Source organism: bacterium (assembly GCA_035380285.1).
Taxonomy (GTDB): Bacteria; Auribacterota; Erginobacteria; order Erginobacterales; family DAOSXE01; genus DAOSXE01.
Genome location: DAOSXE010000021.1, coordinates 43,672 through 57,578, shown reverse-complemented (window position 1 = coordinate 57,578; position 13,907 = coordinate 43,672). Strand labels below are relative to the sequence as shown.

Genomic DNA, 13,907 nt, shown 5'->3' with positions numbered 1-13,907 from the left:
GGGTGGGGGGGGGGGGGGGGGGGGGGGGGGGGGGGGGGGGGGGGGGGGGCTCTCTTACCCCTCCGGGGTGGGGGTCGGGGTTTTACCCGGGGTCGCGGTCGGAGAGGGCGTCGGCGGCAGGCTGGGGGTGGTGGAGGCGGACGGAGTGGGGGTGGGGGGCGGATCGAGGAAGAAGTCGTCGAAGGCCAGGTTTCCCGAACTCTTGGTATAGGTGAAGCGGACCTGGGCGGAGGAGGGGTTGAGGCGCAGGGCCCCGATGACCGTGCCGGTGGTGGGCAGGGTGGCGATGTCGGTCAGGGGGACCCAGGAGGAGGCGTAGAACTCTTCGACCAGCAGGGAACTGCCGGCGCCGGTGGAGACGCCCCGGATCCAGAAACTGAGGTCGTAGGGGCACCCCGGACCGAAGACGGCGGTGGTGATGCTGTCGCCGGTGGCGTCCAGCTTGATCGAGGGAGAAGCCAGGCCGAAGTAGCCGCTGGAGGTGTAGACGTCCGAATCCGAGGAGCAGCCGTTGAAGGTCCAGCCCGCGGGCCGCACCCCGATATTGTAGTCGTCGAACCCCTCGTAAACGGCGTCGCAGGTCAGGGCGGTGGTGGTGGTGCTGGTGGTGGGGCCCGAGGTGGTGGTGGAGGTGCTCCCGGTGGTGGTGGTGACCGTGGTGGTGGTGACGGTGGTAGTGGTGGTGGTGGTGGTCGTGGTGAATTCGAAGACGGCGACGTCGTCGAATCCGAGGTTCCCGGCCACCTTGGTGTAGGTGAACTTAAGCTGGCTGCTGGAGGGGTTCAACGCCAGCAGCCCGATGGTGGTTCCCGAAGTGGGGAGGGAGAAGATGTCGGTGACGGTTCCCCAGGCGCTTGCGTAGTATTCCTCGATCAGGAGCGACGAGGACGGGTTGATGGAGACCCCCCGGACCCAGAAAGAGAGGCTTCCGGCCCCGGCGAAAGCGGCGGTGGTGATGCTGTCGCCGGTGGCGTCCAGCTTGATCGAGGGGGAGGCCAGGCCGAAGTAGCCGCTGGAGGTGTAGACGTCGGAATCGGCAGAGCAGCCGTTGAAGGTCCAGCCCGCGGGCCGGACCCCGGTCTGATAATCGTCGAAGCCTTCCTGGATGAGCGGGGCGGAAACGGCGGTTCCCGCGAGCAGAAGAGAAAAAGCGGCGCAGCAGAACCCTCTTTTCATGGACAAACTCCCTGCTTGAGTAAAGCCGACAACCTCGTCTCCAGTATACCCGCGTCGTCGGGGCCGCGTCAACGGGCTTTGTCGGAGACGGATCTATCCACCGCCCACCGGTTGAAAGACGTGAAGTTCGTCGCCGTCGGCCGGGCGGTGACCGTCTCCCACCCGGATGCCGTTGACCAGGACCATCCGGTAGACTTCCCCCCTGAGACCCAGGCGGTCCATGAGTTCGCCCACCGAGGTCCCCGCCTCCGCCTCCATGCGCATATCGCCGCCGGTTCCCGGCCGTTTGAACTTGCCGTAGAGGTGAACGGTCAGGGAAATCACGGCTCCGGCTCCCTGTTCTTCAGGCGGACCAGGGGAAAAACGAGGGCGTCCAGGTCGCAGATGAGCAGGTTCTCCGCCAGGGGGCCCCCGCCCCCCGTGAGTAGGCGGACGGTCTCGGAAACCTGGAGCGCCGCCACCGCCGCCGGGGTGGGGGTGGGGGTTCCCAGCTCGACTTCGGCTCCCCGGGCGGGGCCGTCGGCGCCGAAGAGAGCCTCCAGCCTCCCCGACCCGGGCGCGCTTACCGCCACCTCCCCGAGGAGACCGCCGATCGAACCGTGGACCAGGGGTATCCCGACCCGGGCGCAGGCTCGCTCCAGCGCCAGCCGGGCCCCGATGTGGTCGAGGGCGTCCAGGGCGGCGTCGCAGCCTTGCAGGATGCCGTCGGCGTTGTCGTCGTCCAGGAAAACCCGGCGGGGGATAGGGGTGACGGCGGGGTTGATCTCCCGCACCCGCCGCGCCGCCGCTTCGGTTTTCGGCGCCCCGATGTCCTCGATCCGGCAGAGGATCTGGCGGTTGAGGTTGTCTTCACCGAACCGGTCGCCGTCGACTATGACCAGCTCCCCCGTGCCGGCCCGGGCCAGAAGTTCGACGGCCAAGCCCCCCAGGCCGCCCGCGCCGACGACCGCGACCCGGGCCCGCAGCAGCTTCAACTGCCCCTCGATGCCGAAGACGGGGATGTTGCGGACATAGCGCAGCGGAACGATCCCCCTTTCGAGGGCGTCGATCTCCGCCTCGCGCAGGGAAATCCCCCCTTCCCGCGCTTGGCTCCGGGCTTCTTCCAGGGAGATGGTCGGGAAAGCGCCTCGAGCTATGCTTTCTTCTCCGGGCTGAGCCGGCCCGGCGGAAGCCGGAACCGGCCGGTTATTCCACGGTTACGCTTTTGGCCAGGTTGCGGGGCTTGTCCGGATCGCAATCCCGCTCCAGGGCGATGTAGTAAGCCAGCAGCTGCAGGGGGACGGTATTGAGAATGGGCTGGAGGAAGTCGATCGTCGAGGGAACGTAGATCACGTCGTCCGCGAACCGTTCGATGCGCTCGTCGCCGGCCTGGGCCACGGCGACGATCTTTCCGGCGCGGGATTTGATCTCCTCGATGTTGCTGATCATCTTGTCGAAGGAGGAATCGGAGGGGATGAGCGCCACCGTGGGGAACCCGGGGTCGATCAGGGAGATGGGGCCGTGCTTCATCTCCCCGGCGGCGTAGCCCTCGGCGTGGATGTAGGAAATTTCCTTCAGTTTCAAGGCCCCTTCCAGGGCGATGGGGTAGTTGTAGAGCCGCCCGATGAAGAGGAAATCGTCGTAGCGGGCGTAACGCCGCGCCAGGTCCTCGATGGCGGGAACCTGGTGCAGGATCTCCCGGATCTGGTCGGGAAGAAGCTTGACGGCGTCGGCGATCCGCAGTCCGTCGCTGAGGGAGAGGCGCTGGTAGCGGGCGATGAGCAGCCCCATGAGGACGAGAATGACGCACTGGGAAAGAAAGACCTTGGTGCTGGCCACGCCGATCTCGGGCCCGGCGTGGTTGTAGACCCCGGCGTCGGTTTCGCGGGCGATGGTGGAGCCGACCACGTTGACGATCCCCAGCACCAGCGCTCCCTTGCGCTTGGCTTCCCGGATCGCGGCCAGGGTGTCGGCGGTCTCCCCCGATTGGGAGAGGGCGATGACCGCGGTACGGCGGTCCAGGCGCAGGTTGCGGTAACGGAACTCGGAGGCCAGCTCGACCCCGACGTTGATGTCGGTGATGCGCTCGAAGATGTAGGTGGCCAGCATCCCCGCGTGGTAGGAAGTGCCGCAGGAAACGAAGATGATCCTGTCGATGTCCTTGAAACGCTCGATGACGGTCTCCAGACCTCCCAGGCGGGAAACGCCTTCTCCCTCCACCAGCCGCCCCCGGATCGCGTTTTCGACCGCCTCGGGCTGTTCGAAGATCTCCTTGAGCATGTAATGGGGGAACCCGCCGCAGTCGGCGTCTTCCGCCGTCCACTCCACGGTTTCGGCGGATTTTTCGATCGGGCGTTCCTGAAAATCGCTGATGGTGTAGTCGTTGTCGTCCAGCACCGCCAGTTCGTTGTCGTCGAGGTGGATGATCTGCTTGGTGATCCGGAGCATGGCGGTGACGTCCGAGGCGGCCATGAGCTCGTCGGTCCCGATCCCCAGGACCAAGGGGGACCCCCTCCGGGCCAGGACGATCTTTCTGGGCTCGTCCTCGTGGAAAAGGGCGATCCCGAACGTCCCCCGGACGCGGCTCAGCGCCCGGCGCACCGCCTCCACCAGGTTCCCCCGGTAGTATTCGTCGATAAGGTGGGCGAGGACTTCGGTATCGGTTTCGGAGAGGAAAACGTGGCCCAGTTCCAGCAGCTCGTCCTTGAGGGTCTGGAAGTTCTCGATGATTCCGTTATGAACCAGGAAGAGCTTGCCGCTCTGGCCGGTATGGGGGTGCGCGTTGGCTTCGGTGACCCGGCCGTGGGTCGCCCAGCGGGTATGGGCGATTCCCATGGTCCCCTCGGGGTCGACGCCGTCGACTTTGGCCTCGAGGTCGGCGACCTTGCCCACCGCCTTGATCATGACCGTCCTCTCCGGGGTGACGACGGCTATCCCCGCCGAGTCATAACCCCGGTATTCGAGCCGGCGCAGTCCCTCCAGGAGGATGGGAGTGGCGTTCTTTTTCCCGACGTAACAGACGATTCCGCACATGGCGTCTCCTTTCCACACTCTGTCCGCGCGAGCGCGGAGCATGTGGACTATAGCGCACGGGGAACGACTTTACTACCCGCAATTTTGGGTGCGCCCGGCGCCCGGATGGACTCTCGGATTGTTTCGTCGGAGGAATCGGGATACACTGGGCGGCGTGCGCAGGAAACGGATAGATCGGCCGCCGCCGCCGAGCGACGGCACCGCCGGAGGGTTCCGGCTGGACGCGCCCCCCGTCTCGGGGCGTTTGGCCGCCATGATCGCCGAACCCCTTCTCCTGGTCGACACCCAGACCCGGACGATCCTCGACGGCAACCCGGCCGCCGAGAAGCTCTACGCCCGCGCGCGCTCGGAATTGCGGGGTCTCCCTCTCGACGCCGTGGTCGTCGCCTCCCCCCCCGGCGCGGGTCGCGAAGGCCTGGCCCGACGGCGGCAGACCCATCGCCGCCTCGACGGTTCCCTGTTCCCGGCCGAGGTTTCGCTTTCGGGTTTCACCCTGGGCGGCCACCCCGTGGCGGCCCTGCTCGTGCGCGACGTCGGCCGGTCACGGACCCGGAAACTGCAGGTCGCCGGCGGCCGCGGACTCCTGGCGGGCCTTCTGGAAAACCTGCCGGTGGGCGTCTTCGCCAAGGATCTGGGCGACGACGGGCGCTACCTGCTCTGGAACGAAAAAGCGGTGGAGTTGACCGGGATCCCGGCCGAGGAGATCCTGGGCCGGACCGATCTGGAGATTTTCGGCCCCGAACTGGCGGACGCTTTTCGGGAAACGGATATGAAGGCGGTCCGAACCCGCAAGGTTCTCGACCTGGGCGAGGAACCGTTGCTTTACTCCCAGGGAGCCGGTATCGCCCAGACCTTCAAGGTGCCGATCGTCGACGAGAACGGTTCCCCGGTGGTCATTCTCGGCCTGATGGACGACATCACCGAACGCCGCCGGATGGAACGGGAGCTGCACCATTCCGACAAGATGCGGGCACTGGGCCAGTTGGCCGGGGGTCTGGCCCACGATTTCAACAACCAGCTTTCGGCCATCCTCGGCTACGCCGAGATCCTGACCAGGGAACTGGAACCCGGAGAGCTTCTCGAATGCGCCCGCTGGATCATGACCGGCGCCGAGCGGGCCTCCGACCTGATCCAGCAGTTGCTGGCTTTCTCCCCCACCCAGCACCGGTCCCTGATTCCGGCGGACGTGCACCAGGCGGCGCGCGAGGCGGCGGCCCTGCTCTCCCGGGCCATCGATAAAAAAATCGAGATCGCCCTCGATCTGGACGCGTCCGACCGCGTCGTCCGGGGGGATTTCTCCCAACTGCGCAACCTTGTCCTCAACCTGGGTCTGAACGCCCGCGACGCCATGCCCGGCGGCGGAAGCATGAAGATCGCCACCGCCGACGCCGTTTTCTCCTCGGGCGACCCCTCCGTCAACCCGGACGGCATCAAGGACGGCCGCTATCTCGAACTCCGGGTGGAGGACACCGGCCCCGGGGTCCCCCCGGAGCTGTCCAAGCGGATCTTCGAACCGTTTTTTACGACCCGGCCCAAAAGAAGCGGGCTGGGGCTTTCCGCCGTGTACGGAACGGTCAAGGCCCACGGGGGCGGGATCGTGGTCGCCGCCGGAGCCGCTGGAGGCGCCTCGTTCCGGGTGTACCTCCCGGTGGAACCGCCGATCCCGGCGGAACCGGCGGCGGAGGTCGCGCCGGGAACCGTCCGGATTCTTCTGGTGGAAGACGAAGATTCCGTCCGGGGGATGCTGGTCACGCTCTTCCGGAACGAGGGTTTCCAGGTGACGGCGGCCCGCAACGGGCAGCAGGCGCTGGAGCTGCTGGAAGCGGCGGAGGCCGCGCCCGACCTCGCCATCCTGGACATGAACATGCCGGTCATGAGCGGGGAGGAGACGCAGGCGCGTCTCCGGGAGCGCTACCCCGGTCTCAGGATCGTCATCCTTTCCGGGTACAGCTCGGGGGAGATGGCCGACCGGGTGGTGGAGTGCGGGATTTCCGACTATATCCGAAAGCCGGTCCGGGGGACCGAACTCCTGGCCCGGGTTCGGGCCGTCCTCGCCCGGTCCTGAGCGCCGACGGCGATCAGGGGCCCGCGCCGGCCAGGGCCTCGTAGGCGCGGAAACGGTCGCGGATCTTCTTGACGTACCCGGCCACGTCTTTTCCCCGGACGTAGCCGTACCGGGCCTTCGCGGCGTACTCGGGTTGAGCCAGCAGGAGCATGGCCCGCTCCACGTTCTCGAACCAGAGATCGGGCTTCCATCCCTGCTGCCGGGCCAGGCGGATGGCGTCGAAGACGTGGCCGACGCCGGCGTTGTAGGCGGCCAGGGAGAACCACAGCCGGTTTCCGGGGTCGGCGGTCTTGTCCTGGAGCCGGTCCCGCATCAGGGAGAGATACTTGACTCCGGCGTGGGTGCCCGTCTCCGGGTCGTCCAGGGGGGAAAGTTTCAGCTCCCGGGCGGTGGCGGGCATGACCTGGAGCAGCCCCCTGGCCCCGGCCCAGGAGACGGCGTCGGGACGGAAGCGGCTCTCCTGGTACATCTGGGCTACGATCAGAAGCCAGGGGATGGAATAGCGCTCTCCGTATTTTCGGGCCAGGGCATCGTAGGGGGAGATTGCCCCGTCGGCCACCTCCCGGGGGCCGTTCCCGTTCCCGGCCCCGCGCGGGTCGCGGAAGTATTTGCGGTAGGCGATATTGTAGAAGGCGCTCCGGTACGTGGAGGAGAGGAAGGCGTCGGCGGCTTCGAGGAGTTCGGGGGAGGTCTTCCGTACCGCCCAGCAGTGGGGGACCTCTTCGGGGGTGAGGGGAAAAGCGCCGATCACCGGCACCCCCCAGGCCAGTTCGATGTCGAGAATGTTGCTGTCGGCCGCGGTGTAGTCGTAGGTGCCGTCGGCCACGCCGGCGATGAGTTCCTCGGTCTGGAGGTCGGCGGGGGCGTCGGCGATCCGGAGATCGACGCCGGCGGCGCGGATTTTCTCCAGGGTCCGGCGGTAGGAGCTGTCTTTTCTGACCGTGATCGTTTTCCCGGCCAGATCGCGCGCGGTCTTCGGCACGTTCTCTCCCGGCCGGGCGACCAGCATCTCCCGAACCCGGTCGTAAGGGACGGTGAAGGCTGCCCCCCGGTCTTTCCGGGTGTCGGTGGGGGTCATGCTGGCGGCGATCAGGTCCCCTCGCCCCTCCAGCAGCCAGGGAATGAGGTCGCCGTAGGCCGGGGCCACGACCATGCGCGGTTCCACCCCCAGGCTTTCGGCGAATTTCGCGGCCAGTTCGTACTCGAATCCGAGCAGTTCGCCCCGGTAGATGAAGTAACAGGCGGCGTTGTTGACGGTCAGGATCCGCAGGACGTTTCTCTGCTTGATCCCGGGGAGGTCTTCCCGGGTGCGGGGTGCGCCTTCCCGGCGGGCGGCGGCCCCGTCGAGGAACAGGTCCAGGCGCTTCCGCAGCTCGGGGTTCCCCTTGCGCACCGCCCAGGCCAGGTCGCATTCGTTGGTGACTCTGACCCCGGCGATTACGTCGTCGCGGTAGGCGAGCGCCGCCGCCAGGACGTTGCTGTCGTCGACGGTCAAGTCGTCGGTGCCGGCGGCGACGCGGTCGAGAATCTCGTCCTGGGATAGGTTCCCGGGAATGGTTTTGACCGTAACCTCGGGGAACTTGGTTTGGATATAGCGGGCGGTCTCCATGAAGGACGTGCCTTCCTGGACCGCGATCGTCCTGCCCGATAGGTCGTCGAGCTCGGCGACCGCCGGTTCCCCCGCCCGGGAGACGATCAGCTCGTGAGACGAACCCACGGGAACGGTGAAGTCGACGTCCCGCAGCCGGGAATCGAGCACGGTCATGTTGGCGGCGATCAGGTCCCCCTCCCCGCGCTGCAACGCCGGGATCAGGTCGGAAAAGCGCTCGACCGCCACCGTCTCCGCCTTCAGGCCCTGGTTTTGGGCGAACCGCCGGGCCAGGGAAAGCTCCCGGTCGAGGGGGTACCCGTCGCGGGGAAGGTACCCGTCCCCGGAGGAATGGGTGAGGATGCGCAGCGTCCCCCGGTCGCGGATCCGGTCGAAATCCCCGGTCGAGACCGTCCCGCCGCCGCATCCGGTCCCCAAGCCGACCGCGGTCGTGAGTAGAAACGATATACAGCGCCGCATACCCCGATTCTACCGGCGCCTCTTTCCCGCCGCAAGCGGCGCGTGGTTCTTTCTCTTTCGACAGATGGGAACACCGTCTTCCCGAAACCGGCTCAAAAGGATACATTTTCCGCAGCGGGCGGCGCCGGGGATCATGGATATAGATGTTTGTATCATTATGTTCTATAAAAACTTAGGATGTATTTTCACATCGGCCAGCTCTTGGCATATTGTTTGCTCTTATAAGAAGTGAAGGAGCACCAAAAATTCCCGGGCCGGGGAGCCCGGGGGCAACCAAGGAGGCAGGATATGGCTCTTATTAAATGGAGACCGGCCAGAGATCTAGACCCCCTGGACCTCCTTACCGGGTTCAGGAGCGAACTGGATCAGCTGGTGGAGAAAACCCTTTCTCCTTTCCGGGGAGGCCGCACCGGCCTTTTCGAGGGAGCTTGGGTTCCGGTAGTAGACGTCTTCGAGGACGACGACCGGGTGGTGGTCAAGGCCGATCTTCCCGGGATCGAGAAGAAGGACATCGACGTTTCGATCCAGGGGGATACGCTGATCATCAAGGGGGAGAAGAAACAGGAGGAGGAGGTGACGGAAAAGGATTATCACCGTTTGGAGCGGGTCTACGGTTCGTTCCAGCGGGTGATTCAACTCCCCTCCAAGGTCGACGCCCAGGGGATCAAGGCTGCCTGCCGGGACGGAGTCCTGGAGATCAGCCTCCCCAAAAAAGAGGAAGTGAAGGCCCGCAAGATCGAGATCGGGGAATAACGTCCCCCGGAAGGAGAAGGAAATGCAGTCGACCAACGAAAGCCCGTTCCTGGTTCCGCCGGTAGGAATCAGGGAAGAGGACGACCGGGTGGTCATTCAGGCCGAGTTGCCGGGGGTTACCCGGGAGAACCTGGACCTGATCGTCGAGGAGGACGACCTGACCATCCGGGGCGTGAGGCCGGCCGCGGACGAGAAACTGCGTACGGTCTACAGCGAACACCCGGCGGCCGAATTCCGCCGGAGGTTCGTCCTGGGAAACATCATCGACCGGGGACGGATCGAAGCCTCCCTGAAGGACGGGATCCTGGAAGTGGTCCTCTACAAGACCAAGGAAGAGACCCCGCGCCGGATCGAGGTGAGCTGATCGGTCCCGACGGAAACGACCGGTAACCCTCCTTTACCGGTCGGGCGCCCCGCGGATATTCCGCGGGGCGCCTTAGTTTACGCCCCTGGACTGGAGCCCGGGGGAATGCTTTAATAGCGGGCGCGTACGCCGAATACGGCAAGGAGGCAGCGATGGTGCGGATCAATCCTTTTCGAGGGCTGCGGCCCGTTCCGGAGAAAGTCGAACGCGTGGCTTCTCCTCCCTACGACGTTCTCAGTTCGGCCGAGGCCCGGGCCCGGGCCCGGGGCAATCCGGACAGTTTTCTGCACGTGGTCAAACCGGAGATCGACCTTCCCGAAGAGATCGATCTCTACGACGACGCCGTCTACGCCAAGGGGCGGGAAAACCTGGAGAGGCTGGTCCGTGAGGGGATCCTGATCCGCGACCCCGAACCCTGTTATTATTTCTACCGGCAGACTATGGGCGCCCATACCCAGACCGGTCTGGTGGCCGGGGCCTCGATCGAGGATTACGAGAACGACGTCATCAAGAAACACGAGAAGACCCGGGCCGACAAGGAAGCCGACCGGATCCGGCACGTCGATACCCTCAACGCCAACACCGGCCCGGTGTTTCTGACCTACCGCAGCCGTCCGGAAGCTCTCGCCTTGGCCGAGGAGGTCACCGCGCACCCGGCGCTCTACGATTTCACCGCCGACGACGGCGTCCGCCACACCTTCTGGAAGACCGACGACCCCGAACTCGTCGCCCGCATCGGCGCGGTGTTCAAGGACATCTCCTGCCTCTACGTAGCCGACGGCCACCACCGCAGCGCTTCCGGGACCAGGGTGGGGCAGCTGCGCCGCGCCGCCGACCCGGGCCACACCGGGGACGAGGAGTACAATTTCTTTTTGGCCGTGATCTTCCCCCACGACCAGTTGCGGATCATGGACTACAACCGGGTGGTGGGCGATCTGAACGGCTTGAGCGCCGCCGAATTCCTGGCCCGGACCGGGGAGTCGTTCCGGGTGGAAGCGTCCCCCGGGAACGCCCCGGTCAAGCCGGGCGGACCCCACGAGTTCGGGGCCTACCTGGACGGGAACTGGTACCGGCTGCGGGCGCTTCCGAAAACCTATGCCGGGGCGGACCCGGTGGGAGCGCTCGATGTTTCCATTCTCCAGGACAACCTCCTGGCCCCGGTGCTGGGCATCGGCGATCCCCGCACCGACAAACGGATCGATTTCGTGGGCGGAATCCGGGGGACGGACGAGCTGCGCCAGCGGGTGGACGCCGGCGGCGGGGTGGCGTTCTCCCTGTTTCCCACCTCGGTGGAGGAGTTGATGGCGATCGCGGACGCGGGCCGGATCATGCCCCCCAAAAGCACCTGGTTCGAACCCAAGCTGCGTTCCGGGATCGTCGTTCATCCCCTGGATTGATGACGCCGCCGGAAGGGAAGGAACGGTTGCGTTGCCCGGGGAGTTCCTACCTGATCACCCGGGAAGTGTGCCGCGGCCGCCGCCGCCGCCGCTTTTCCTTCTGCCGCCGCTGCCCGGAGAACACGGACCAGCTCTCGCTTTTTCCCACTCCCCTGCAGGTGACGGACAAGGAGCCCCGGCCGTGATCCGGGTGGCCCTGCTCGAAATCGAGATCATGCTTCCCGGTTGCCGCACCCTCAAGGAGAAGCGCCACCGCCTGCGGGGATTGAAGGATCGGCTCGGAAGCGCCGGAGGCTGCGTCGTGGTCGAAAGCGGCCGCCAGGATAACCTCCAGCGGGCCCAGTGGAGCGTGGTCGCCGCCGCCGTCGACGCCGCTTCCGTCGACCGCTTGCTCCGGTCGGCCGAGGATCGGATCGAGCGGGAGATCGACGGGGTCGTCGTCTCCTCCTCGCGCCAGTGGCTCTAGACTAGCCCGGGCGCTTCAGGCCGAAGAGCGGATAGAAGTCCTCGACCGATTCCGCGAAATGATCGACCGCCCCCCGCAGTTCCTCCCGGGCGGTGGCCGAACCGAGTCCGTACGCCGCCCCCACCGAGGCGATCCCCTCGACGTGGTCCCTGGGGTTGTCGCCGATGGTGACGGCATCGCCGCGCCCGCGCCCGTGCCGTCCCAGGATATAGGAGATGGCCTCGCCCTTTTCGGCGGCGGGGAGGCCCTTTTCCCGCATCCTCACCATGCTGTAGCAGGCGTCCACGGGAATGCCGTGCTCTTCCATAAATTCGTTCTCCAAGCGTCCCGAGGTGAGGACGACGACTTCGAAGCCGTCCCGTTTGAGGGTGCGGACGAAATCCGGGATGGCGGGGATGACCGGGTTGAATTCGGGCCGGGCGGCGTGTTCCAGATAGAACCGCCAGCTCGCATCGCCCGCCCGGGAGATGGCGTCGTCCTCCAGGGACGGGTAGCGGCGGCGGTAGAAGAGCGCGGGTTCGAAGGGATGGTACTCCCGCCAATGGGTTTCGCCGTCGATCGGGGCCAGGGCGGGGAGCGCTTCGGCCACCACCGCTTCGAACGCCGCCAGGTAACAGGCATAGGCGATCTCCCGGCTGGATATGAGGGTGGCGTCCCGGTCGAAGATGAGAAACCTTCTCCCTGGAATCCGCGTCTTCATACCCGGCCTGTGGTCCGGACGCGCATAGTAAATAATGTTTGAACCATCCGGACGTTGGTGTCAAGCAATTAATCGCCGCCCCGGATTAGCGGTTGAGCCCGCGGCGTTCCTTCCGTAGAATTCCTGTCCGACCGGGGGAACAATGAAGGGTGCCTGCTACATCGACGGGAAGATCGTGCCCGCGGAAAAAGCCGTCGTCCCCGTGGACGACCTCGCTTTCCTGCGGGGGTACGGGGTCTTCGATTTTTTACGCACCTACGGCGGGCGCCCCTTCCACCCCCGCGAGCACCTGCGCCGTCTCCGCGCTTCCGCCCGCGCCGTCGCGCTCCCTTTTCCCTGGGAAGAAGACGAGTTGATGGGGCTGATCGACCGGGTGCTGGCCGCGGCCGGGCTTCCGGAGGCGACCGTCAGGATCGTCGTCAGCGGCGGCTCCAGCCCCGACTTTTTCACGCCCGGGGGCGACCCCCGGCTGGTGGTGCTGGCGGCTCCGGTTCAGGCCTGTCCCGCCTGGTGGTACCAGCGGGGAGTCTCCGTCTCCGTCGTCCGCCGGACGCGCAGCTACCCGGGGGCGAAGACCCTCAACTATCTGGCGGCGGTGGTCAGCGTCGCCGGCGCCCGCTCCCGGGGGGCGGTGGAAGCCCTGCTGGTCGACGGCGGGGGAATGGTCCGGGAAGGCGAGACCACCAACCTCTTCATGGTCTCTTCGGGACGGCTGGTCACCCCGGGAGAAGGCATCCTCCCCGGGATCACCCGGGGGGTCGTGCTCGACCTGTTCGCGTCCGACGCCGCCGTGGAAATCCGGGATATCTCCCTGGAAGAACTCCTGGCGGCCGACGAGGTTTTCCTGACGGCCACCAACAAGGAACTGGTTCCGGTGGTCCGGGTCGACGAGCGGGCCATCGGCGCCGGTGCGCCGGGCCCGGTGACGGTCCGGGCCGTCGAACGCTTCCGGAACTACGTGGCGGAGTTCGCGGCCCGCTCTTGACCGGGCCCGGGCCGCTTACGGCCGGAACAGCCGCCGGGCCGCCTCGGAGAAACCGTCATCCCGGTTGGAGGCGACCACGGGGAAGAGCGAGCGGAGTTCGCCGGGGGCGTTGGCCACCACGAAAGCTTCCGCCACCCAGGACAGGAGGTCGTGGTCGTTGTAATCGTTGCCGATGCCGCCGGTCTCTTCCCGGCGGATGCCGTGCCGCGCCGCCAGCCACCGCGCCGCCGCCGCCTTGGACACGCCGGCGGGGTAGATCTCGAGCCAGATCGAGCGGCGGTCCAGGGGGGAGGTGGAACGGACGGCCGTCAATCCCGGGAACCGGCTCCGGACCCGCTCGAACTCGCCCGCCCCCCCCGGGGGGAATATCGCCACCACCTGGCAGTATTCGCCTTCGGGGAGCGGAATCGGCCCCGCCGAACAGCAGTTTCGATAGAGGTCGATCCGCCGTCTGAAATCGAGGTTCTCCTCCCCGGAGCCGTACCAGAGAAACCGGTGGTTGACCGGGATCCGGCGGTGGACCATGAAGTCGGCGCCCGCCCGCAGGAGAACTTCCACCGCCCCCGCCGTTTCTTCCCAGGTCAGGCGGCTGCTTCTCACCAGTCTGCCCGAGGGCCAATGCACGATCCCGGCCCCGGAGGAAAAGGCCAGGTAATCGACGGGGAAAGCGGGTTCGAGAACGGCGCGGACCGAATAGAGCGACCGGCCGGTCGCGATCACCCGGAGGACCCCCCGTTCCCCCAGCGCCTCGAGACAGCGGCGGTTGACGGCGCCGACCGTCCGGTCGCCCCCCGCCAGGGTGCCGTCCAGGTCGGTTACGAACATGCGGCACCCGCTCATGGCGACCGGGTCCCGGGCGCGTCCGGTTCGGCGCCTGCCGACGCCCGGCTCAGAACGTTTCTCATCGGTCTTTTCCTGGCT

14 protein-coding genes are annotated in these 13,907 nt (G+C 66.5%); 7 read left to right on the top strand and 7 right to left on the bottom strand.

Annotated features, from left to right (window positions below; all coding sequences use genetic code 11):
* Positions 1–54: 54 nt before the first annotated feature.
* From PLZ73_09105 to glmS, 4 genes are all read right to left on the bottom strand, one after another.
* Positions 55–1,176, bottom strand: coding sequence for a hypothetical protein (locus tag PLZ73_09105; protein ID HOO78033.1), 1,122 nt, complete (start codon positions 1,174–1,176; stop codon positions 55–57).
* 93 nt (positions 1,177–1,269) lie between these two features.
* The gene (locus PLZ73_09100; GenBank protein ID HOO78032.1) at positions 1,270–1,500 is read right to left on the bottom strand and encodes a MoaD/ThiS family protein; all 231 of its coding nucleotides are present in this window, start codon (positions 1,498–1,500) and stop codon (positions 1,270–1,272) included.
* Entirely contained in the window at positions 1,497–2,246 is a 750-nt protein-coding gene (locus PLZ73_09095) for a HesA/MoeB/ThiF family protein (GenBank protein ID HOO78031.1), read from the bottom strand. Before PLZ73_09095 ends, PLZ73_09100 begins: the two co-directional genes overlap by 4 nt.
* Positions 2,247–2,361: 115 nt before the next feature.
* Positions 2,362–4,188, bottom strand: a complete 1,827-nt coding sequence (glmS, locus tag PLZ73_09090; GenBank protein ID HOO78030.1) for a glutamine--fructose-6-phosphate transaminase (isomerizing) — start codon at positions 4,186–4,188, stop codon at positions 2,362–2,364.
* A 154-nt stretch (positions 4,189–4,342) separates the two neighbouring features.
* Here glmS and PLZ73_09085 point away from each other — a divergent pair, with 154 nt between their 5' ends.
* Positions 4,343–6,253, top strand: coding sequence for a response regulator (locus PLZ73_09085; protein HOO78029.1), 1,911 nt, complete (start codon positions 4,343–4,345; stop codon positions 6,251–6,253).
* A 13-nt stretch (positions 6,254–6,266) separates the two neighbouring features.
* On the opposite strand, the gene PLZ73_09080 is transcribed toward PLZ73_09085, so the two are convergent.
* The gene (locus PLZ73_09080; GenBank protein ID HOO78028.1) at positions 6,267–8,321 is read right to left on the bottom strand and encodes a transporter substrate-binding domain-containing protein; all 2,055 of its coding nucleotides are present in this window, start codon (positions 8,319–8,321) and stop codon (positions 6,267–6,269) included.
* A gap of 288 nt (positions 8,322–8,609) precedes the next feature.
* Here PLZ73_09080 and PLZ73_09075 point away from each other — a divergent pair, with 288 nt between their 5' ends.
* From PLZ73_09075 to PLZ73_09055, 5 genes are all read left to right on the top strand, one after another.
* Positions 8,610–9,074 (top strand): Hsp20/alpha crystallin family protein, encoded by a 465-nt coding sequence (locus PLZ73_09075; GenBank protein ID HOO78027.1) that lies wholly within the window; start codon positions 8,610–8,612, stop codon positions 9,072–9,074.
* Positions 9,075–9,096: 22 nt separating this feature from the next.
* The gene (locus PLZ73_09070) at positions 9,097–9,438 is read left to right on the top strand and encodes an Hsp20/alpha crystallin family protein (protein HOO78026.1); all 342 of its coding nucleotides are present in this window, start codon (positions 9,097–9,099) and stop codon (positions 9,436–9,438) included.
* A gap of 152 nt (positions 9,439–9,590) precedes the next feature.
* Positions 9,591–10,835 carry a DUF1015 domain-containing protein gene (locus tag PLZ73_09065; GenBank protein HOO78025.1) on the top strand — a complete coding sequence of 415 codons (1,245 nt, stop codon included), beginning with the start codon at positions 9,591–9,593 and terminating at the stop codon, positions 10,833–10,835.
* A complete protein-coding gene (locus PLZ73_09060) occupies positions 10,835–11,020 on the top strand; it encodes a hypothetical protein (protein ID HOO78024.1) in 186 nt (61 codons plus the stop codon). Before PLZ73_09065 ends, PLZ73_09060 begins: the two co-directional genes overlap by 1 nt.
* Positions 11,017–11,301, top strand: a complete 285-nt coding sequence (locus tag PLZ73_09055; protein HOO78023.1) for a DUF503 family protein — start codon at positions 11,017–11,019, stop codon at positions 11,299–11,301. Before PLZ73_09060 ends, PLZ73_09055 begins: the two co-directional genes overlap by 4 nt.
* 1 nt (position 11,302) lies before the next feature.
* On the opposite strand, the gene PLZ73_09050 is transcribed toward PLZ73_09055, so the two are convergent.
* Entirely contained in the window at positions 11,303–12,001 is a 699-nt protein-coding gene (locus PLZ73_09050; protein ID HOO78022.1) for a hypothetical protein, read from the bottom strand.
* Between the two features lie 142 nt (positions 12,002–12,143).
* Between PLZ73_09050 and PLZ73_09045 the strand changes: the two genes are divergently transcribed.
* Positions 12,144–12,986: an aminotransferase class IV gene (locus PLZ73_09045; protein HOO78021.1), complete on the top strand. Its 843-nt coding sequence runs from the start codon at positions 12,144–12,146 to the stop codon at positions 12,984–12,986.
* A gap of 15 nt (positions 12,987–13,001) precedes the next feature.
* Here PLZ73_09045 and PLZ73_09040 read toward each other — a convergent pair whose 3' ends face one another.
* Complete coding sequence (locus PLZ73_09040; GenBank protein HOO78020.1) at positions 13,002–13,826, bottom strand: HAD hydrolase family protein; 825 nt, start codon at positions 13,824–13,826, stop codon at positions 13,002–13,004.
* Positions 13,827–13,907: the final 81 nt, after the last annotated feature.